Raw genomic sequence first — 20,550 nt, 5'->3', positions numbered from 1 at the left:
CCTACGTCTATTTCCAGCTGGTATAATCGGCAGCGACGCAACCAAACGGTGCGCGATCCTGACCAAACCGCTTCTTCAACTGCTCGCATCCCCACTCGTTCAGCGGCGCCGGCATGAGATTGTTGATGTCCATGCCAGGCGATTGGAATTGCGTCGAAGAACTCGTGACGTACCAAAGCCAGAAACCGACCACACCGACAACGATCAGAAGCAACATACCGAAGAAAAGCTGCAGCCGCTTCCAGACCGATACCGTCCTTATCGGTTCTTCGATCAATACGGGCCCACTCTGATCGCCATCTCGCCGATATGGCGCAAGAGCCGCGGTGCGCTCGGCATCGGTCAGCTCAACGCGCTGCAGACGATCGTCCAGAAGCACCGGCAGGGCTGTGTTGCCGTGCCTGACGGCCAGCCCGATCGCCTTGCCGTTGGCTTCACCGACGATCAGCGGCTCCTGCCCACTCTTCATGCGCGTGTAAGCCGATCGCCCCGTTTTGTCGGCGGCAATCTTGTCATTGTAGGTGATGGAAAGAACGCCGCGTTTGCGGTCGAATGCGCCGATCTCGACCGGGACGGGGATCAGCCTGGCAGGCCGGCGCAATTGGCCCTTGACCCGCCAGATGCGGATAGCGAGAAAAATCGTTCCGAGGCTCGTGCCGCCAAGCACGAGCACGAACAGAGTAAGCGTGATGATCCTGTTCCAGAGCATATCCAGACCCAGGCTAATCGTCGCGAGTTCCGGATGATCGGCCGAAATCACAAGACCGGTTTCATAGTCGCCGCTATGGAATCGACGAACATCACCTCGACCTCGGTGTCGTAGTTTCGCCCACCGTAACTGTAGACAAGGCGTGCCTCGCAGTCGGTAAAGACTGCCTTGCGTGTCGTGCACCGCCCGTTTTGCACGTCCCCATCTTCGAGCACCATGGGGTTCTGGCTGATCTGGAAATCACGGATCACCCCCGGAGCTTCCCCGACGAATAGAAAGATAGCCAATGCCAGGATTACAGGCGTTGACCAGAAGTAAGCGTTCGGCGTGGAAATGACGTCGCGCGCCAGTGAAAGCGGGCGGCTTGGAAGAACAAGCGAAGTCAATGGCGCGCCCCCCCTCGAGTGACAGCGCAGCGCGCCGGCAAAGCTTCAAATAGCGGCCAATGATCGACGAGCGGAGTTGACGTCATTGCGACCAGACTGCACAATCCTCTTGTGCGATACCGATCTACAACCTGAGGCGGGCGATCGGCAATCCCTATCGGTACGCGCAAGCAGCATTGGCGCGCTGAATCCTGTCGATAAGCGAGTGTGCCGTGCTGGTTGTAAGTCCGAACGCTTCCATGCGGAACCAAATCGCCGCCGAACGATTATATGACAGCCGTCATCAGCCTTGATTGGCTGCGCTGTGATGCTGATGTTCCCCTGAGAGTGACTGGCATGATCAAGGTCCTTGCATGCTCCATCGCTATGGCGACCGCGTCGATAGTCACGGCAGGTGCCGCTTATGCCGACGAATCCGCCTTCTTGAAAACACTTGCGGGAAGTTGGAGCGGTGACGGGACGGTGAAAGTGCGGACAAATGCACCGACTATCAGGGTCACTTGCCGCTTCAAGTCGGACACGAACGCAGCTTCCCTTGCGCTCATCGGACGTTGCACCAGCCTCATGATTTTTTCCCGCGTCATCAGCGCCAACCTCAAGGCGAACGGCGATCGCTATACCGGCTCCTATGTTGGGGCGGGAAGCGGCACTGCGGGTCTAGGCGGCAAGCGCAACGGTGATGCCATAAACCTCGCGATAAGATGGGCGAAAGAGGTAAACGGCGATCGAAGTGCCGAGATGACGATCAAAAAGATCGGAGCGTCGGGCATGCGTCTCACCACCATCGATACCGACCCGGCGACAGGCCGGTCCGTTGTCACGAGCCGGATCGACCTTCGACGAAGCTGAAGCCTCTCCGCTTGCGTCACCGCTATGCAGGTTGATAGAAGAGCGGCGGCGGTATAGTTTCGCTTTGCAAATCGACGAATGATACAAGGAATAGTTATCTCATGCCGACAGGTACGGTTAAATTCTTCAATGACGACAAGGGCTTCGGCTTCATCACCCCCGAGGACGGCGGTCAAGACGTGTTCGTGCACGTGTCTGCGTTGCAGCGCGGCGGTTCGCTCCGCGAAGGCGACAAGGTCAGCTTCGATATCGGACAGGATCGCAAGACCGGAAAGTCGAAGGCCGAGAACGTCTCGACCCTCTGATCGAAAATCGAAGATCGCCCAGCCCGCGTTGCGCGGGTTGGGCTCGTCGTCACGATCCACAGGCGCGAATGTCTGGTTGCCATAAGCCGTCACGACGGTGATCGAGCTTATATCTGCCGTTTTAGGTTACCCAGGACGGCAAGAATTTTTCACGCAATCACTTCAGCCAAATGCGAGGCGCCATTTACGCCCCGATAGAACGCTCTCGGCCGCCTTTCGGCAATCATGATCACCGGCGGGTTGGTGGCACTCGAGACGATCGTCGGCATGATCGAGGCATCGATTATTCTCAAGCTTCGCCAGCCCACGCACCCGCAATTGCGAATCGACAACCGCCATCAGACCAGGCCCGGCACGACGAACACCAGCCAGGCAACGATCGGGCCGATGATGGCGATCAAGGCGCTGTAGACCAGCAATTGTCGCAGCACCTGCTCCCGCCTGTCATCCGGCGCATTGGCGACGACAAGGGCGCCATTGGTGGAAAACGGGCTGGTATCGACAATCGTGGTCGAAATTGCGATCGCTGCGACCACGCCGACGGCGCTGATGTGTCCTTGCAGGAGGAATGGAACGGCGAGAGGGATAATCGCGCCGAGCAGCGCGGTCGACGATGCAAAAGCCGAAACGATTGCGCCGGTAAAACAAAGCAGAAGCGCCACCAGAAGCGGCATGCCCAGACTCGATATGCCGTTCGCCACATAGTCGACCGTACCGGCTTTTTCCATGACGCCGACATAGGTGATGATGCCGGCGATCAACAGCACGGTCGACCAGCTGACCTTGTCGATCGCTGTCTTCTGAGCCTTCGGCGACAGCAGCGCGAGGACGACCGCCACCGTCATTGCGACGAGGCCAACGTTGAACTTGAAAACCAGGGCGCCGATGCCAAGCGCCGTCAAGCCGATCAAGGTGGTGATTCTCTCATTGTTGAGGCGCAAGGTCGTCGCGGTATCCGCCGCCGTACCATAGGCATGCTCTCTGATCGGTTTTGCAGGTGTGCCGCCATGACCTCTGATCGACGCCGATACGCCCTCGGGATGCAGTTCCGGCAAGGGGCCGAGTGACGTGGCTTCTTGCCTTACCACTTTCGCGCCGCCGAAAATGAAAAAAACCAGCACTGCTATCGCCAGGTTGAAGAAGAAGCTGGAGAGAAACAGCGATGTCGGGGCGAAAGGCAGTCCGGCCTTCGCAACGATCTGGTTGGTGATGCCGCCATAGATGCTGATCGGCGAAAAGCCACCCGCCTGCGCGCCGTGGATCACCATCAGGCCCATCATGACAGGGTGGATGCGGTACTGCACGGCAAAGCTCAACGCGACGGGCGCGAGGATGGCGACCGCAGCCGGGCCCAGCGCACCGAAACCGGTGATCACAGCGGCGACGAGAAACATCACCCAGGGAATCAAGGCGATCCGGCCGCGCACCAGGCGGACGGCACATTCGACGAGCCAGTCGATCGTGCCGTTGATCTGGGCTATGGCAAAGAGGTAGGTGACCGCCACCAGCGTCAGGAACAGGTCGCTCGGAAAGCCGGCAAAAATGTCGTTGGTTTTCATCCCGAGAATCATCGAGCCGAGCACGAAGGCGCCGGCAAAGGCGAGCGCACCCATATTGATCGGCTGGATCGTCGCAATGATGAACATGGCGACCAGCAGGCCTATGGCCAGTAATTCAATACCCATGATTCCCCTCCCTCCGGCGCTTCCAGCGCCGTAGCTGTTGTGTTCCAGATCGACGCGGGATGCCGACGCCCCTCTCCCAGAGGGCGCGGTGGCCTTACGTCCTTGTGTAAAGATCGGCGTATTGCTGCCGCAGGATATTTTTCTGCACCTTGCCCATCGTGTTGCGCGGCAGGTCCTCGGCAAAGATGATGCGCTTGGGTTGTTTGTAGCGGGCGAGACGGTCCTGGAGAGCGCTGACGATGGTCTTTTCATCCAGGACGGCGCCGGGTTTGCACACGACGACGGCGGTAACGCCTTCTCCGAAGTCGGGATGCGGCACGCCGATGACGGCGCTCTCGACCACACCCTCGATCTGGTCGATCTCACCTTCGACCTCTTTCGGATAGATGTTGTACCCGCCCGAAATCACCAGGTCCTTGCCACGGCCGACGATGTGGACATAGCCGTCCCGGTCGATCTTGCCGAGATCGCCGCTGATGAAGAAACCGTCCGCCGTGAATTCCGCCGCCGTCTTTTCCGGCATGCGCCAATAGCCCTTGAAGACATTCGGTCCCTTGATCTCGATCATGCCCGTTTCGTCGGGCGGCAGCACCATTCCGGTGGCGGGATCGGTGACGCGCACCGTCACGTCAGGCAGTGGAAAGCCGACCGTTCCGGCAATCCGTTTTCCCTCGTAAGGGTTCGAGGTGTTCATATTGGTTTCCGTCATGCCGTAGCGCTCCAGAATCGCGTGACCGGTGCGCGCCTGAAACTCGGCATGGGTCTCGGCGAGCAGTGGAGCCGAGCCGGATATGAAGAGGCGGATGTTGGCGACGCTTTCTCTGTCGAGGCCGGGGCTTTGCAGGAGACGCACATAGAAGGTCGGCACGCCCATCAGCATCGTTGCCTGCGGCATCAACGAAACCACCACGTCCGGGTCGAACTTCGACAGCAGGAACATCGACGCGCCGGCGAGCAATGTAACATTCGTGGCGACGAACAGCCCATGCGTGTGAAAGATCGGCAGGGCATGGATCAATCGATCGCCTGATGTGACGCGCCAGGAGTCTCGCAAGGTCAGGGCGTTCGAGAGCAGGTTCCCATGGGTGAGCATCGCTCCCTTGGAGCGTCCCGTCGTTCCCGAGGTATAGAGGATCGCAGCCAGGTCATCGGCGGAGCGCGAGGCATCGACAAAGTCGGCCGGCTCATCGTGTGCGAGATCGAACAACGAGCCGCTGCCATCAGCGTCGAGCGTTTCGACGATCGCGCCGTGCGACTTCGCGATCTTCTCCACCCCCTCCCGGGCAGCCGGCGCGACCACCAGCAGACGCGGCTCCGCATCGCCGATAAAGTAATCGAGCTCAGCCAGCGTATAGGCCGTGTTGAGCGGCAGGTAGACCGCGCCGCTGCGAAGGCAGGCGAGATAGAGGATCAATGCCTCGGCACTCTTCTCGACTTGCACCGCCACCCGGTCGCCCGGGCGAATGCCGAGCGCGTCCATCGCGCTGGCAATACGGCCGGAAAGGGCGAATACGTCGTTGTAGGTCCATGTCTGCGTGCTATCGATCCGGATGAACGGTGCGTCGCCGGGTGCTGCGGCCCGCATGGCGTCGAAAAGATGGTTGCTCACTTTCGCCCTCCTCCAAGCGTTGAGTTCATGATCTGTGCGAATGGCCGGGAGCCCTCTTGGCCATTACCGCCGTTACGGCTTTCGTCTTGGTTGACCAGTTTTTTGACATCCGGCGAGGCAATCACTTCGCCGCGCTGCGCCAGAGCCTCGTGATTGGCCACGATATCATCGAGCTTGTAGAGGTAATTGACCATCAGGCCGTGTGCCTGCTGCATCGCCTTGGTCGAGCGGTCGCCAAGAAAATTCAGCCTTTCAAGCCGAGCGCCGTTGCCGAGATGGAAGCGGGCGACGGGATCGACGGGGCGCCCTTCCGGCGTCCGCTCAATCAGGAAGTAGCCCGCCGCCAGCGGCAGCAGCACGCGCTCCACTTCGGCCGCCGTCTTCTCGTTGGCGGGCCAGTTCGGATCGTCCAGCAACATCAGCGTTTTGCGGGCCGCTGCCGGCAGCAACCGGTCGCCGGCCGAAGCGCGCGCCTTGGCAAGCCAACGGGCAAAACCCGGCACGGGCGACAGCGTCACGAAATTCTTCAGCCCGGGCAAGTCCCTGCGCAAGTCTTCCACGACCTGCTTGATCAGGAAGTTGCCGAACGAAATTCCGCGCAAGCCATCCTGGCAGTTGGAAATCGAATAGAAGACGGCCGTCGTCGCCTCATCGGCATTGATCTGCTCCCTGCCCTCGTCGAGGACGTCTCCAATCGCTCTCGGCACCGACCGTGTGAGTGCCACCTCAACGAACACGAGCGGCTCGTCGGCCAGGCGAGGGTGAAAAAAGGCAAAGCATCGGCGGTCAGCCGGCGCCAAACGACGGCGCAACTCCTCCCAGCCGGCGATTTCGTGCACCGCCTCGTATTTGATGATCTTTTCAAGGATGTAAGCCGGCGTCGTCCAGTCGATCGGCCTGAGCGTCAGGAAGCCCCGATTGAACCAGGAGCCGAACAGATGGGTGAAATCGGCATCAAGGGCGTGATAACCTGCAGATTGGTTTTTTGAAGCAAGCAACTGCTGGCGCATCCGGACGAGCTTGGCGGTGCCGTTCGGCGCATGGTTCAATCGGCGCAGGAGTTCCTGTCGCCGTGGCTCAGCCGCCTGGTGGAGCGCAATGATGGCGGCAGAGCTTTTGTCGGCGCGGTAATTTTCAATCGCCTGGTCGAGCCTCGCCGTGTCGGGGCCGAATTTTTCATGCAGCATCTGGAGGAATGCCTGCGCACCCTCGCTGTCGAGCGCTTCCCAGCGATCGAGTATTTCGGCCGCAAGGGCCATGCCGGACGCTTCACCCCGGCTCGACAGCACCATTTCACAGAGTGTCAGGAGATCGACCTTGGCTGCGGCCTGTGTGGCGCGTGAGCCGGAAAACAGAAGCTGACGTCCGCGGTCCGTGATGCTCTGCAGCATGTCGGTGAAGAAGGAAGCCTCGGACATGCCATTTCCCCTTTCTGCTGACGTGGGCCGCGCAGGTGCACTGTTTAACGACTGCTTCCCATCGGCTGAATTCGCCGGTAGTATGTAAGTTGCCATCTTTCGTACACGAGGTCAATAATCTTGCATACAAGAATGGCGTTTTCGTATGAAGGAAGTGAAGCGAATGTCCGAAAATGTAGGCAGGTGGCTGCGGGATGAAATTGAAAACTCAATTCTTTCCAACGAGTTCTCCCCCGGTGAGCGGCTTGATGAAACAGTGCTCGCGACGCGGTTCGGGGTGTCCCGTACACCGGTGCGCGAGGCGCTGATGCAACTCGATGCGATCGGCCTCATCGAAATTCGACCGCGCCGAGGTGCTGTCGTCATCGATCCGGGACCGCACCGCGTCTATGAGATGTTCGAGGTTATGGCTGAGCTGGAGGGCCTGGCCGGATCTCTCGCCGCACGACGGCTGGACAAGGTCTCCCGGGAAGCGATTACGGCCACCCATAGCCGCTGCGAACAATCAGCCGGCGCTGGTGACAGCGATGCCTATTATTACGACAACGAGGAATTCCATAAGGCGATCTATGCAGCAGGCCGAAGCGATTTCCTCGAGGAGCAATGTGTGCAATTGCATCGACGCCTGCGCCCCTACCGCCGCCTCCAATTGCGCGTGCGAAACCGCCTGTCGACATCCTTCTTGGAACATTGCGCCATCGTCGATGCGATCTTTGCCGGCGATGGAGATGAAGCCCGTCGTCTGCTGCGGACGCATGTCGGAATTCAAGGTGAGAGGTTCAGCGATCTGGTCGCAAGCATGGCAACCAGATAGGCTTTGTTACATCGGTTCATCCCCACCACAAATGCGCCAGTATTTGACGCACCGCCGCGGGGTGCAGCAACCTCATTGATGATTTACTGAGCCCACTGCCGAAGGGCGTGCGCAATTCCCAATAGCGCATATCACACCATTGACATTGGCAGTGTTAAGGCCGAAGCCGCACTCGGCCGTGCATGCGCGGCCATTTTCGCGAGGATTCGAAAGATGAAGACCAAGGCGGCGACAGCCAATGCCGGAAACCTGATCATGACGGGTGTCCTGCTGATGTTGCTCGGCGATCTGCTCTTTGCGCTGAACGATGCGATGGGCAAGTGGCTGGTTGCAAGCTTCGCCGTCGGCCAGGTGCTGGTGATCCGCTCGGTTGGCGCCTTCATCGTGCTCGGACCGATGATCGCACGCCAAGGACCGATGGCCCTGTTCCGCGTCGAGCAGAAGGGCCTCCAATTCATACGTGTTTTCATGGCGACCTGCGATGTCGCCCTGTTCTACGCTGCCGTCGCCTATCTGCCGCTCGCAGACGTCATGACCTTCTACATGGCCGGCCCGATCTACATTGCGGCGCTCTCGCATTTCTTTCTCGGGGAAAAGATCGGCTGGCGCCGGTGGCTCGCCGTTCTGGTCGGTTTCACAGGAGTCGTCATAGCGCTGCGTCCGTCGACCGCGATGCTGTCGCTTCCGTCACTCTTCGGCCTTGCGGGCAGCCTGGCCTTCGCGCTGTCGCTTGTCATGAGCCGTTATCTGCGCTCGACCAGCGACACGACGCTGGTGACATGGCAGACCATCGCCGCCCTTGCCACCGGCATCGTGCTCAGCATCGGCCACTGGCAGTCGGCGACGCTGATCGATTGGTCCGGCATGCTGCTGCTCGGGATCGTCGCCACCTGCGCGCATCTGCTCATCACGCGCTCGCTGAAGCTTGCCCCGGCATCGCTGCTCGCGCCGCTGCAATATACGCTGCTGCTCTGGGCGATCGTGCTCGGCTATGTCTTCTTCAACGATATTCCCGACACGCAGATCGTCGTCGGCGCCGCAATCATCGTCTTTGCCGGCCTGTTCATCTTCCACCGGAAGAACCTGAAGGAGACGGTGCCGGCGGAAGCCGTCCCGCCGGACGGGCATTGAGAGACGAACCGGATCGGCATTCAGGAATGCCGCTTGCCGATCATCTCCTGCTGGCGGCGCTCCGACGAGCACGGACAAACCGCGCCCGGATATATTGGACTGCCGTCCGCTCGTAAGACTTTTTTGTTTTGTCCGATGCAGACTGGACAAGCGCCGTCAGTTCACGACAGATTGTTCGCCGTCCCGCCCGCCACGGGAGCCGGACCATCCCGAGCATCGAAATCATCGATTGACCTTCAACAAGGATAGGAAGGCGTCATGAGTTTCAACAACAGCCAAAGTGCGTCAAGATCAGCGGGCCGCGGGCAACGGCAAGCGCCCCTCCCCGTTCGGATAATGTTTCGAGCCGCAAAGGCGGTCTTCGGTTTAGCGTTTCTGCTGGCGACCATATGGGCCTCTCTCGCGCTATTCTACCGCCTGCCGGTTTCCCTGCCGATCCGAGAGGTCGCGGCAGGAGTCCTCGCGCTGGTCGGCGTTGCCGCCGTAATTTCCATCACCTGGAAGCCGCGCCTCCTTGTTATCCTTCCTTTCCTCCTATGCTTTGCAGGCATCGCCGTGTGGTGGAACTCGATCAAGCCCCCAGTGACGGCCGACTGGGCGGGAGACGTCGCGAGGCAGGTGACAGGCACGGTCGACGGCAACATCCTCACGCTGACCAATGTCAGAAATTTCGCGTGGAAACCGGATGGCGGTTTTGTGGAGAAATGGGAGTCGCGCACCTACGACCTGAGCAAGCTCAGGAGCCTCGATTTGTTCATGTCCTATTGGGCAGGGCCTGAGATGGCGCACATGATCATGAGTTTCGGGTTCGACGACGATCGATACCTGGCATGGTCGATCGAGGTGCGGAGAACGGTCGGGGGTAAATTCTCTCCGATCGGCGACCTCTTCAAAAGCAATCCCCTCGTCATCATCGCGGCCGCCGAAAGCGACGTCATTCGTGTCCGATCCGACATACGCAGCGAGGACGTCCAGCTCTTTCGCATGCGCGTTCCGCCGGACAATGCCGCACGGCTTCTCCTGCAATATGTGAGCGATGCCAACACGCTTGCCGAACACCCGCGCTTCTACAACTCGCTCACCACCAACTGCACTACGACTGCTGCCAAAATGATGCGGGCCGTCGGCGCTACATTTCCGTCCGATTGGCGGCTGATCGTGAACGGTTATCTTCCGGAATTCGCCTATGACCGGAATGCGCTCGACATGAAGCTGCCGTTTGCGGAACTGAAAACGGCGGCGCATATCGCCGCAAGGGCAAAAGGCGCCGGCGCCTCCGAGGATTTTTCGAAAGCGATCCGTAAGGGTGTGCCTTCACCGCTCGATTGAACGGCGCATCGGCCCACGAAAGTTGTAATCGACGGCGCCCGAAAATCGCCGACACTTTCGCCGTCACGGCTTAATCCTCCCCGGGCGGCTCCCAGCCGAAGACGCTGCGGCCGCCGAAATCGGCGGAGTGGCGGAATTCGCCGGCGATGATTTCCTTGAGGTCGGGGCCGGTGACATAGCGTTCCATCTGCCGGGATTGTTCATCCAGGCGCCTCAACGCCTGCAGCTCTTCCTCCCGGCCGAGCCTGCCTTTCTGCACCGCCGATTTCATCACGCCGATCGTCTCGTCATAAACCTTGAGCGGCACCGGGAAAGGATGGCGGTCCTTGCCGCCATGGGCGATCGAGAAGCGTGCCGGATCGGAAAAACGGCAGGGCGCGCCGTGCACGACTTCCGCCACCATCGCCAGCGCCCTCACCGTGCGGGCGCCGACGCCGGGAACGAGCAGCAACTCCTGGAAGTCCGCAGGCCCGCGATCGGCGGCGGCGGCCAGATTTCCATGCAGCCGGCGCATGTGCACATCGCTCTCGCGCACGTCGTGATGGGCGGGCATGATCAAGTGCGGCAGCATCGGCTGTGCGGCGGGTTCGGGCTCCGGCTCTTCGGTGCGCAGCAGTGCGGCGGCCTCGCGGACGATCCTGTCGGGACCGAGCGTTGCCAGCAGGTCGAGCTGGCCGCGTCGCGAGCGCTCGGCGCGCCTGTCGGCGAGATTGACGATCTCGCCCTGGCTGCGTCCCTCGATCGCCGCATGCGGCGAGTCGACGAAACTCTCCAGTCCCTCCGACAACCAGTGATAACGCCGTGCCTGCCGCCTGTCGCCGTTCATGCCCTGCTGCACGACCACCCAATGGCCGTCGTCGGCGACGATGAAGCCGTGGAGATAAAGGTCGAAACCGTCCTGAAGGGCAGCGCTGTCGACCTTGGCGATGAGACGGCTCGTCGTCGCCAGCCCCTCCCCGTCGAGGCCGACGCGCTCGCCGATCGAGACGAGTTCCTGCGGGGTCTTGCGCGATTGCGCGCCGCGGCCGCCGCAGACATGCAGGCCGAGTTCGCCGGCACGCGGCTTCAGCCCGCGCTTCAGCGCGCCGAGAACGCTTGTCGTAATGCCGGAGGAATGCCAGTCCATGCCCATCACGGCGCCGAAGGACTGAAACCAGAAGGGATGCGCGAGCCTGCGCAGGAATTCATCGCGGCCATAGTGATGGATGATCGCCTCGGTGATCAGCGTGCCGAGCCGCGTCATCCGGTCGCCGAGCCAATGCGGCACACGTCCCCCGTGAAGCGGAAGATCGGCGCTGCCTGCTCGTTGTGACATTTCGTTTCCTGTATCCTCTATGCCCGAACGCCTATGCGCAGCAGCCTCCTGCCATCGGGAACCGTGTGAAATTTCGGGCGTTTGCTTTCAGTCAAACGGCCGAGGCAAACATGAGCGCATTCGAAACCACATCCGAACAAGCGTACCTGACCCGAACAAAAGCGCAACATCCTGGAAGCCAAAAAGAGGGGAATACGGCATTGCGGCTCCAAGGACGCGCAGAAAAAGCCGCCTTTCTGATCAACGGCGACAGATATTTCGCCGAAGTCGCGCGAGCATTGCGGCAGGCGCGACGCACCGTCTGGATCGTCGGCTGGGATTTCAATCCCGACATTCTTTTGGAACCGGAAAAATCCGGCGAAACATTGGCTGATCTGCTGCATGCGGCGACGGCGGCCAATCCCGAGCTCGAAATACGTATCCTCATCTGGGCGCTCGGACCGATCTATTCGAACAAATCCCTGCAGGTGCTTCGGAAGAAGAATTTCCCGAAGAACGCCAGGATCGATCTGCGCTTCGATCTTCCGGGAGCGCTACGCGGCTGCCATCATCAAAAGCTCGTCTGCATCGACGATGCACTGTCCTTCATCGGCGGCATGGATCTGACGTCGCGACGATGGGATACGAGGCGCCACCGCGCCAGGGAAAAGCTGCGGTGCGACCCCGAGGGCGTTTCCTACGATCCGCTGCATGACGTTCAGGCGATGGTCACGGGCGACGCGGCCAGGCTGATCGGCGATATCGCCAGGCAACGCTGGGAAAAAGCCACCGGCGAAAAGCACCTGCCGCTCGCCGAGGGCTCCCCCTTCGCATGGCCGGACGATCTCGCCGTTTCACTGCGAGAAATTCCGGTCGGCTTGGTGCTGACGGAGCCGTCGACCACCTTCCGAACCGGCATCGGCGACGGCATCGCCTCGACATTGGACATCATCTCCCGGGCGCGGCGCCAGCTTTACATCGAGGCGCAATATCTAGCCTCCTTTCGTGTCGCCGACGCCATTGCCGCGCGGCTGCGGGAAGATGATGGGCCGGAAGTGGTCGTCATCTGCACGCGCAGCTCTCACGGGCTGATCGAAAAACTCGTCATGGGCAGCAACCGCGACCGCCTCATCCGACGCCTCAAAAGGGCTGATCGTGCAGATCGCCTGCGGGTCTATTATCCCGTCGTGCCCGGCCCCGTGCCCATGCCGGGAAAGGATAGCGGGGTGGAGGTGCTGATCCATTCCAAACTGATACTTGCCGATGACGCGTTGGTCCGGATCGGCTCCTCCAATCTCAACAACCGCTCGGAAGGACTGGATTGCGAATGCGACATGCTGTTCGAGGCGGCATGCGACGAGCATCGCCGTGCTATCGCAGATCTGCGCAACCGCCTGCTGGCCGAATATCTCGGAACGGCCAGCGAAGCCTTTGCGGCGGCCTTCAGGGAAAGCGGCTCGATGATCGCGACGATCGATGCGTTGAATGACGGATCGCGCCGCTTAAGGGAATTCACGGTCGAACTATCCGGCAGTGTTTCACCGATAAGAGGCACCGGGATCTTCGACCCGGCTCGCCCCTTCCTGCCCCTACACCGACTGGGCCTCGGCTCCCTCGTCCGCCTGCTGGCCCGGCCCGCGTGACCGCCGGAACACCACCTCGGTGATGAGAAGAAGCGTTGTGCCGAGCGCCAGCGGAATGAAGAAATAGGTGCAACGGAACGCAATCAGCGCGCCGATCGAAGCCTCTTGCGGCACGGCATAGGAGACCGTCGCCTCGAGCACACCGAGTCCGCCCGGCACATGGGTTGCAAGGATCGCCGAATTGGCAAGAACGTAGGCCGTCACCGACCGGAAGAAGGCAACATCGCCGAAGACCGAGAGCATCTGGTGCAGGCAGGCGGAAACGAACAGGAAATTGATCGTCCCGATCCCGATCTGCCCGAGTGCGATCGAAAATCGCGGCAGCTGAAACGACCAGCGCCACAGGCGCAGCTTGCCGCGGATAAAAAACGCCAGGCTGGCATAGGTGACCGGGACGATCAGCGCCACCGCGCCGAAGAGGCGAGCACTTACCGCGTCGAGGCGCAGCAGACGCGCTGCATCATCAGGATTGACGATCAGGGCAAGGCTGCCGAGGGTGATGAGCCCCAGCCCCACCGTGACACCGCAAAACAGGATGATCTTCGCCACGTCCTCCGTCGTCAGGCCCCAGCGAGAATAATATCGATAGCGGAAGGCGCCGCTGCTCAGCCCGGCAAAGCCGATATTGTGGCCGAGCGAAAGGCTGATGAACGAGGCCAGCGCGATCTTCGGATAAGGCAGGGACTTGCCAAGTGAACGGATCGCCAGGAGATCGAAGCAGCTCAGGCAGAGATAGGATGCCGCAGCAAAGAGAAGCGCCATGCAGAAATTCGAAAAGGGGATACTCCCAACCGACTTGACGATCTGCTCCAGGCTGTATTGTTGAAATATGCGGTAGAGAAGAAAGATCGCAAGGCAAAGGGCGGCTACGAGCAGTCCATTCCAGATTATGCTTTTCAAGCTCATCGATCATTCCGTTTCCGAGGTGCGAGCTCCCAACGCGTCGTGCTTTCCGAAAGAAGGCGCGACGCTCCAGGCTCGATTATCCGGAACGATCAAACGAGTTCTGTGTTCCCCCGCAGGAACAGTTCGCTGTTCTCCCCGGGAAACGCGTTCTGAGTTGGGACGATGAGCTTTCAGCAGGTCTATGCCGGATAAATCGATCAAACTCCTGAGCTATAATGTGCACAGCTGCATTGGCAGTGACCGGAAGCTCGATCCCGGTCGCATCGCTTCCGTCATTGCCGAAGCGGAGGCCGACGTCGTGGCACTTCAGGAGGTCGATGTCTCAAGGCGCAGGACCGGCGGCGTCGACCAGGCGCATGCGATCGCCTCGCTTCTGAAGATGCAGGCGCATTTCCACCCGGCATTGTCGATCGCCGAAGAGCAGTATGGCGATGCGATCATCACCGCGCTGCCGACAGGCGCGGTGAAGGCCGGCCCACTGCCGTCCATCGGCGAGCAGCGCGGCGCGCTTTCCGTCGAAATCGTCGTCGGCGACAGGAAGCTGCTCGTCGTCAACACCCATCTCGGCCTTCGCGGGCGCGAGCGCATCCAGCAGATGACGACGCTGTTGAAGGCGGGCTGGCTGCGTGGGAGCGCGGATGAATCCCTTCCCACGATCCTCTGCGGCGACTTTAATGCCATTCCGGCATCGGCGACATATCGGCTGGTTGCGCGGTCATTGAAGGACGCCCAGCTCGCAGGCAGCACCGCGCCGAGAGCGACCTTTCCCGCCCGCTACCCGCTGATGCGCCTCGACCATATCTTCGTCACCGACGATCTCGTCGTCAAAAGAGCGGCCGTTCTGGAAAACCGGCTGACGAGAGTGGCATCCGATCACCTGCCTCTGCTTGCGGAAATCGGCTTCGCCTGATCGCCGATGTCGTGCCGGCTCTAGAAACCGCTTGAAAAACGACATTCCCCAGCGCTCACAACGACATTGAAACGAATATTTCACGAATTTCATGATATAGAACATTCATTCCGTTCTGGCATTATACGTCCGAGCGGGAAGTGCAGTCGGTTCGAGCGGATCAGAACGAAATCGACTGTTCTCCTGGGGGAAGAGGAGGGATTGATGTTGGGCAGGCTGTTGTCACGTGTGCGCATCCAGACGCAGGTGATGGTATTCATCGTTCCGTTCATCTTGAGCATCATGGCGGTGGGTGCGATGGGCCTTTATGCTTCGAGCCTGCTTCAGGGGCGGATGGATATTTCCAACTCCGTCCTGCAGTCCTTAAGCGGCTTTCGCAATCTATCCGCCGCGATGGCCGAATTCCTGGCCAATGCCACGCAGGAAAACCGGGACCTTGTCACCGCAAAGCTTGCCGATCAGCGCGGCCTTTTGAAATCCGGCCTCGACCGGCTGGCCGCGGATCGCAGCGGCCAGCAGGAACTGGAACAGACACTCTCTTCCATCGACGGAATTTCCGTACGCATGGACTCGCTGTGGCAGCTTCAGGAGAGCCGGACCGCCCTCTTCGCCGATCTCCAGAAGGCGCAGAGCATCGTTATCTCCGCCCAGACCGATATTGTCGAAGGCTCCAAGGTTCTCCAGCGTGCTGCCGACATGAAGGAAGATGAAGCCCGCAATACGCTGGGCGACGCACAGCGCATATCGGACTTCGCCTCTTTCGCCCAATCATTGAACGACAAGACTCAAGCCGCCGGCCCGATCGGCGGTTCCGACATGGAGGAACTTGGCCGGCAGCAGCGTATCGTCGCAATGGCGCTTGGCGGCGAGGCGCCGGAGGCCAAAAAGGCGATCGACGATGCCATTGCCTCGTTGAAGCCGTTGGTCGAAGCCACCGGCCAGACCGAGGAGCGCGGAGCCGGCCTCAAGGAGGCAACGGGTCAGATCATCGCCAGGCTGCCGGAATTGCAGGCGGTCGCCGTACGGCGGCTGAAGACGGTAACGGACGGGGCTGCCGAAACCGCCAAATCGGTCGAGCGTGCCAAGACCAGCCAGAGAGACGGCCAGAAACTGACGACTTCGGCATACGTGATCCAGATCGTCATGGCGAAACTGACGCTTGCCCCGACCGATGCCAATCTCCAGCGGCTTTCTCAGGAAATCACCGCCGTCAGGAAGGGGCTGGACATGCTGATTTCCAATGCCGGCGGCGTTGCGCAATTCGACAATCTCAAGCCCAAGCTCCTGCCGGCACTGGACAAGATGCAGAAGGCGGCCGCCGACCTCGTCCGTGTCAGCGCGCAGCGCCAGGACGAATTCCGCGCCGCAGCCGCCGACGTGGACGGCATGTGGTCCCAGCTGACGGCCTTCGCCGAAATACAGCGGCAGAACGCGGCCGCAGAACGCACCGACGCCAATTCCATGTCTCTCGGAACGACGATCCTCGGCGTGGTGATCGCAATCCTCGCCGGCATCGGGCTGACCGTCACGCTCAAGGGGCCGATCAACCAGATCACTTCGGCCATGCGGCGGCTCGCCGACGGCAAGCTCGAAACCTCGATCGTCGGCGATAACAGAGCCGATGAGATCGGCGACATGGCCCGTGCGCTCGGGGTCTTCAAGAACAATGCCATCGCCAAGGTCGAGATCGAGGAACGCAGCGAGATCGAACGGACAAGGGCCGAAGAGGAAAGGCATCGCAACGACGAAGAAAAACGCGCAGTCGAACAGCAGATCGACTTTGCGGTCACAGCGCTGGCTGACGGCCTCGGGCGCCTGGCGCGGGGCGATATTTCCCAGACCATCGCAACGCCCTTCTTCGGGCGGTTGGAGCAGCTTCGCAACGATTTCAATTCGTCGCTGCTTCGCCTGCAGGAAACGATCGACCAGATCCGCACCAATACCCGCATGATCGAAGGAAATGCCGGCCAGATGGATCTGGCCGCAGGCAACCTTGCAAAACGCACCGAACAGCAGGCCGTCGCACTGGAAGAGATCGCCGCGGCCATCGAGGAGATCACCACCACGGTTCGCTCTTCCGCGCTCTGCGCCGACGATGCCCGCCAGATCATCACCGACACCAAAGAGACGGCCGATTCCTCATCCGAGGTGGTTGCCAGCGCTATCGACGCGATGGGCAAGATCGAAGCGGCTTCCGACGAGATCGTGCAGATCATCGGCGTCATCGATGAGATCGCATTCCAGACGAACCTGCTCGCGCTCAACGCCGGCATCGAAGCGGCCCGCGCCGGCGAGGCTGGAAAGGGTTTTGCAGTCGTGGCTCAGGAAGTCCGCGATCTCGCCCAGCGCTCCGCCGAAGCCGGCCAGCGGATCAAGCAGCTGATCGGGCGTTCGCGGGCCGAGATTACCAATGGCGCGCGTGTGGTGCGCGAAACGAGTGAAGTCCTCGAAAACATTTCCGCAAAAGTGGTCACCGCATCCGAGCAGATGGACGTCATTGCCCGCTCGAGCAGGGAGCAGTACAACGCTCTGCACGAAGTCAATTCCTCGGTGAACCGGATGGACCAGATGACGCAGCAGAACGCTGCCATGGTCGAGGAAACCAGCGCGGCGACGAAGGAACTTGCCGACGAGACGAGAACGCTCCTGCAGCTCATCGATCAGTTCCAACTGGATGAAACGGACATAAAACGCGTAGCCGCAGCATAGAGAGGTCTGCCGCTCCGCATCGCATAGGCTCACGATGCGCGGCGCAGATCAGTGACGGCTGTAGAGCGGCGGCATTACCTCTTCGTCCGCGAACTGCGGGTAGAGACGCCTGCGCATGCGGTCGAGCGCCTCCGCTTCCCTGCGGTTTCGTTCCAGGAGAACGGCGGTGACGTCCTTGTAGGGCGTGCCGTCCGACAAGCCGACGCAGACCGTAGCGCCCTGCGAAAGAAAGTCGCAGAACGACCGTACCGAGCGCAGACGCGTGGTAATCTCGATGTAGCGATCGTCATGTCCAGCCATGTTCGCCTCCCTTTCGAGAATAAGATGTCACTAATATTTCGGCGAGAAGATGGCGCCCGCTTCATTGCGGTTCGACACCTGATCGACCGGATATCCGCGATGCAAATCGACGACTGAGGCCCGATCTCGTCAGAGCAACCCGCACATCTTCTGGCATCATCCTCTGGCAAACTTCCGATTCATCGCGGCAGCGACCAGGGGCATCGCCGTCGTCGCCAGCGTGCCCAGAGGAAGCCGCCTGATGCCCCTCGTGACGACGAATGTTGCCGTCATTGCGCCGGCCAGCTTGAGCCAGGGCTGCGTGCCGAGCTGTGCGTGCGCACTTGCGTCGGCCCACCGGAGGTTCTCCGCAACCACGGTTGCCGCCTGACGCTGGATCACGTGAAGGCGAGCACGGAGGTTTTCGAGTTCTTCCCTCAGGTCTTGCAGACGGCTTTCCAGCGCATGGTGTTCGGGGGCCGGAAGGGCCGCATCGGCGAGACCTTCAACGGGAACATAACCACCGAGCGTGGCAATATATGCCCGATATTCGGCCTCGCTCGCGAAACCCTCAGGCCTGATCAGATGCGGATTGGCGTTGGCCTCTTCGTAGGCGGCCGGTGCGGTGCCGGCATTGTCGCGCATACCCTCGTTTGTACGGATATCGCCGAGTTCGTCCTTGAACATAATGCATCTCCAGCTATTTCCTGGCGATAGAACGCTCCACGGCTCAAAAGGATGCATCCGGCCGCCGACGCCAACTGGGCCAGCGTCACCGTTGCGCCGATCACCATCGTCGGTCAGCACGTCTTACGGGCAAGTCGCGATTTCCCTGGAACTGCTCTAATCGTAGAGTTCGCCGTGACCAATCTGCTCCTGTCTGGCAGTGTCGCTGCTCACAGGATCCACGGCCGGATCGGGATCTTTCTTGTTGGCATCACTCAGAAACTGCGCAGCCTTAAGGATTGCCGCGGTTATCTCTCCCGTTGCCCATCCGGCTTCATTGGCGGCCGCAATCAGCCTTTCCAGAGCGTCGCGCGCGGCAATGGTTGCCTCTTCGAAGCGCTGCACGGGAGCTTCGGTTTTCGGTGGTGGAAAGGTCATCGGCGTTCCCTCCATGGCTCGGGCTGTTGGAGATGAACGCAGGCCGGGGGAAATGGATGCACGATCACGCCGATTTAATGAACGGATGCCGTGTCCACGCGACGCAGACAAGGGCCGGCGCCGGTTCCCGCCTCAGATGACGGTCTGCAACAGAAACGGAGAGCGCTCCAGCGGACGCTGCGCAAGAATCCTCAGCATCGCTGGGCCTTGTATACCGGTCGTCGTTATCGAGCGGCCGTCGTGATAGACCACCGTCATAACTTTGCTGAGGCTATCGTACCTGATTTGTGCGATCGTGCGCGTATGAACCGGAAAGATGAATTCGTGGGGCTGAGATTTTCGCCCGGAGGTCTTCGTGGTCATCGTGATGCCCCACCGAAAGAATAGCGGGATTGACCCGGCTGTCCCCAGCTCGGGACGAGCGTGATATTAGCCAGCACACCCCTCATCGCGTGTCTCCACTGGAAAATCGATCGAACAACGAAGCCGCCAGTTCCGGCAATCGGACCGGCGGCCTGTGAGACCTCGGCCCAACCCCAACGATACCGATCAAGCACATATTGTTTCCATGGTCGCGTGACATCGGCGTGACACGCGGATCGCGGCTCGAAAACCCGTCCGGAACGGCTTCGTGCAGTGTCAGTTCCCAAAACAGGATGACCAGGCTGTCGCCTAAACCACTTAGAGGCGGCGGCCGTTCATCAATGCAATGTTCTCGCTGCCCCGTGGACCGGGGCGGTCTGCGGCCAGCATTCGACGGCACGTGCAAGCGACCGGATGGCTTCATCCACGACGAAAACCGCATCCCCGAGCCGTTCGATCTCGTAATCGAGCTCGTACATCTCGACGTCGCCAAGGCTCTTCCTGTCCAGCAGCCGCCGGCTTGCCTCGATCAGGCGCTCCGTACGCCCGACAATATCAAGAGCGTCTCGTATGATGATGTCGAGCATGCAGTTGCCCTCGCTAGGATGCTCAAGTGTCGGGCATAACAGGCATGCTGACAATCCCGAAATCTTGTCAGACGCGTTCGCGGATGGTGGCACAGATCCCCAACTCGCACAGCGCCGATTGATGGCGACGGTGCGGCGTTCTAATCGTCGTCGAGCGCGAAGACCGGCCGATAATGGCGCTCGGCGATCAGCAGGCTCCGGTCGGGCCGGATGATGTAAATCTCCTCAACCTCGCGCCCCCATTGATCTCTGAAGCTGTGCGGGAAGGAAGAACCGACAGGCGATTTCGTCAGCTTCGTGCGAGGCTGGCCGTTATAGGTGATGCTGCCCGGAATGGGGGCCAGTCCCGCCGATGAGTAATTGCCCGCGCCGGTCGTGCAGCCCGTCAGCGCAACGGCGAAAACCAGACCTAATCCCATGCTCCGCCTCATCGAACCCTCCCGCTGCTTCGTAGTTTCACGCCAGTGTAACAGGGGACGACAGACATTGTTCCAGAATTCGGCCGGACGCCGGAACACAT

General features: G+C 60.5%; 19 protein-coding genes and 2 pseudogenes. 8 read left to right on the top strand and 13 right to left on the bottom strand.

Annotation, left to right across the window (positions count from 1 at the left end; all coding sequences use genetic code 11):
- Nucleotides 1-7: 7 nt before the first annotated feature.
- Nucleotides 8-1,095 (bottom strand): annotated as a pseudogene (locus GGD57_RS05975) (hypothetical protein).
- 336 nt (nt 1,096-1,431) lie between these two features.
- Between GGD57_RS05975 and GGD57_RS05970 the strand changes: the two are divergent.
- A complete protein-coding gene (locus tag GGD57_RS05970) occupies nt 1,432-1,944 on the top strand; it encodes a hypothetical protein (protein ID WP_184468026.1) in 513 nt (170 codons plus the stop codon).
- A 101-nt stretch (nt 1,945-2,045) separates the two neighbouring features.
- Nucleotides 2,046-2,249, top strand: a complete 204-nt coding sequence (locus GGD57_RS05965) for a cold-shock protein (protein WP_184467805.1) — start codon at nt 2,046-2,048, stop codon at nt 2,247-2,249.
- A 162-nt stretch (nt 2,250-2,411) separates the two neighbouring features.
- Here the strand turns inward: GGD57_RS05965 and GGD57_RS05960 are convergent.
- From GGD57_RS05960 to GGD57_RS05945, 4 genes and pseudogenes are all read right to left on the bottom strand, one after another.
- Nucleotides 2,412-2,594, bottom strand: a pseudogene (locus tag GGD57_RS05960) (GMC oxidoreductase); the annotation flags it as partial.
- Entirely contained in the window at nt 2,588-3,934 is a 1,347-nt protein-coding gene (locus GGD57_RS05955) for an SLC13 family permease (protein ID WP_184467803.1), read from the bottom strand. The gene GGD57_RS05955 and the pseudogene GGD57_RS05960, both read right to left, overlap by 7 nt.
- A gap of 94 nt (nt 3,935-4,028) precedes the next feature.
- Nucleotides 4,029-5,543 (bottom strand): AMP-binding protein, encoded by a 1,515-nt coding sequence (locus GGD57_RS05950; RefSeq protein ID WP_184467801.1) that lies wholly within the window; start codon nt 5,541-5,543, stop codon nt 4,029-4,031.
- The gene (locus GGD57_RS05945) at nt 5,540-6,961 is read right to left on the bottom strand and encodes a malonyl-CoA decarboxylase (protein ID WP_184467799.1); all 1,422 of its coding nucleotides are present in this window, start codon (nt 6,959-6,961) and stop codon (nt 5,540-5,542) included. Before GGD57_RS05945 ends, GGD57_RS05950 begins: the two co-directional genes overlap by 4 nt.
- A gap of 163 nt (nt 6,962-7,124) precedes the next feature.
- Between GGD57_RS05945 and GGD57_RS05940 the strand changes: the two genes are divergently transcribed.
- The 3 genes from GGD57_RS05940 to GGD57_RS05930 all read left to right on the top strand — a co-directional run bounded on the left by GGD57_RS05940 (nt 7,125) and on the right by GGD57_RS05930 (nt 10,235).
- Entirely contained in the window at nt 7,125-7,775 is a 651-nt protein-coding gene (locus GGD57_RS05940; RefSeq protein WP_085740383.1) for a GntR family transcriptional regulator, read from the top strand.
- A 213-nt stretch (nt 7,776-7,988) separates the two neighbouring features.
- The gene (locus GGD57_RS05935) at nt 7,989-8,906 is read left to right on the top strand and encodes a DMT family transporter (protein ID WP_184467797.1); all 918 of its coding nucleotides are present in this window, start codon (nt 7,989-7,991) and stop codon (nt 8,904-8,906) included.
- A gap of 336 nt (nt 8,907-9,242) precedes the next feature.
- Complete coding sequence (locus GGD57_RS05930; protein WP_184467795.1) at nt 9,243-10,235, top strand: Lnb N-terminal periplasmic domain-containing protein; 993 nt, start codon at nt 9,243-9,245, stop codon at nt 10,233-10,235.
- Nucleotides 10,236-10,305: 70 nt separating this feature from the next.
- On the opposite strand, the gene GGD57_RS05925 is transcribed toward GGD57_RS05930, so the two are convergent.
- Nucleotides 10,306-11,550 (bottom strand): DUF763 domain-containing protein, encoded by a 1,245-nt coding sequence (locus tag GGD57_RS05925; RefSeq protein ID WP_184467793.1) that lies wholly within the window; start codon nt 11,548-11,550, stop codon nt 10,306-10,308.
- Between the two features lie 110 nt (nt 11,551-11,660).
- On the opposite strand from GGD57_RS05925, the gene GGD57_RS05920 reads away from it, so the two are divergent.
- Nucleotides 11,661-13,172 (top strand): phospholipase D-like domain-containing protein, encoded by a 1,512-nt coding sequence (locus GGD57_RS05920; protein ID WP_184467791.1) that lies wholly within the window; start codon nt 11,661-11,663, stop codon nt 13,170-13,172.
- On the opposite strand, the gene GGD57_RS05915 is transcribed toward GGD57_RS05920, so the two are convergent.
- Nucleotides 13,119-14,078 (bottom strand): lysylphosphatidylglycerol synthase domain-containing protein, encoded by a 960-nt coding sequence (locus GGD57_RS05915; protein WP_184467789.1) that lies wholly within the window; start codon nt 14,076-14,078, stop codon nt 13,119-13,121. The genes GGD57_RS05920 and GGD57_RS05915 overlap by 54 nt on opposite strands.
- 181 nt (nt 14,079-14,259) lie before the next feature.
- Here GGD57_RS05915 and GGD57_RS05910 point away from each other — a divergent pair, with 181 nt between their 5' ends.
- Both GGD57_RS05910 and GGD57_RS05905 read left to right on the top strand, forming a co-directional pair.
- Nucleotides 14,260-14,988, top strand: a complete 729-nt coding sequence (locus GGD57_RS05910) for an endonuclease/exonuclease/phosphatase family protein (protein WP_184467787.1) — start codon at nt 14,260-14,262, stop codon at nt 14,986-14,988.
- A 204-nt stretch (nt 14,989-15,192) separates the two neighbouring features.
- Nucleotides 15,193-17,697, top strand: coding sequence for a methyl-accepting chemotaxis protein (locus tag GGD57_RS05905; protein WP_184467785.1), 2,505 nt, complete (start codon nt 15,193-15,195; stop codon nt 17,695-17,697).
- 48 nt (nt 17,698-17,745) lie between these two features.
- On the opposite strand, the gene GGD57_RS05900 is transcribed toward GGD57_RS05905, so the two are convergent.
- The 6 genes from GGD57_RS05900 to GGD57_RS05875 all read right to left on the bottom strand — a co-directional run bounded on the left by GGD57_RS05900 (nt 17,746) and on the right by GGD57_RS05875 (nt 20,461).
- The gene (locus GGD57_RS05900; protein WP_184467783.1) at nt 17,746-17,997 is read right to left on the bottom strand and encodes a hypothetical protein; all 252 of its coding nucleotides are present in this window, start codon (nt 17,995-17,997) and stop codon (nt 17,746-17,748) included.
- 156 nt (nt 17,998-18,153) lie between these two features.
- Nucleotides 18,154-18,663 carry a hypothetical protein gene (locus GGD57_RS05895; protein WP_184467780.1) on the bottom strand — a complete coding sequence of 170 codons (510 nt, stop codon included), beginning with the start codon at nt 18,661-18,663 and terminating at the stop codon, nt 18,154-18,156.
- Nucleotides 18,664-18,819: 156 nt separating this feature from the next.
- Nucleotides 18,820-19,080, bottom strand: coding sequence for a hypothetical protein (locus tag GGD57_RS05890; protein ID WP_184467778.1), 261 nt, complete (start codon nt 19,078-19,080; stop codon nt 18,820-18,822).
- A gap of 132 nt (nt 19,081-19,212) precedes the next feature.
- Nucleotides 19,213-19,443, bottom strand: a complete 231-nt coding sequence (locus GGD57_RS05885) for a hypothetical protein (RefSeq protein ID WP_184467776.1) — start codon at nt 19,441-19,443, stop codon at nt 19,213-19,215.
- Nucleotides 19,444-19,781: 338 nt separating this feature from the next.
- Complete coding sequence (locus tag GGD57_RS05880; protein ID WP_184467774.1) at nt 19,782-20,030, bottom strand: hypothetical protein; 249 nt, start codon at nt 20,028-20,030, stop codon at nt 19,782-19,784.
- 140 nt (nt 20,031-20,170) lie between these two features.
- Nucleotides 20,171-20,461 carry a hypothetical protein gene (locus tag GGD57_RS05875; RefSeq protein ID WP_184467772.1) on the bottom strand — a complete coding sequence of 97 codons (291 nt, stop codon included), beginning with the start codon at nt 20,459-20,461 and terminating at the stop codon, nt 20,171-20,173.
- Nucleotides 20,462-20,550: the final 89 nt, after the last annotated feature.

Source organism: Rhizobium esperanzae (assembly GCF_014197615.1).
Taxonomy (GTDB): Bacteria; Pseudomonadota; Alphaproteobacteria; order Rhizobiales; family Rhizobiaceae; genus Rhizobium; species Rhizobium esperanzae_A.
This window is presented reverse-complemented; position numbering and strand designations above follow the sequence as displayed.